This window comes from Desulfovibrio sp. SGI.133, from assembly GCF_050313955.1.
Lineage (GTDB): Bacteria > Desulfobacterota > Desulfovibrionia > Desulfovibrionales > Desulfovibrionaceae > Desulfovibrio.
Genome location: NZ_JBNPMK010000021.1, coordinates 1 through 297, shown reverse-complemented (window position 1 = coordinate 297; position 297 = coordinate 1). Strand labels below are relative to the sequence as shown.

Annotated in this window: 1 pseudogene; it reads left to right on the top strand. The window is 56.6% G+C overall.

What is annotated here, in order from left to right:
- Positions 1–297: pseudogene (locus tag ACQRBR_RS12055) on the top strand (outer membrane homotrimeric porin); the annotation flags it as partial.

Here is a 297-nt window from a genome sequence, read left to right as displayed (position 1 = left end):
TCTGAAGGACGTGAGCTTCCTGGAAGACCTGAAGCACACCCTGCGTGTGAACTTCATGGGCGGCACCAACGCTCCCAAGATGGCCAAGTATGTGGGTTACAACGACCTGACCGCTGGCAAGCGCGGCATGAACGCCGACTACCTGCACATGGGTGCTGATGCTTTCGATCCCATCTACCTGACCACCGAAGACTACGCTCTGGAAGTGGGCCTGACCAACACCTACAAGATGTACGACAACTTCACCATCATGCTGGATGCTGCCTACATTGCCATGTGGCTGGACGACAGCCGCAG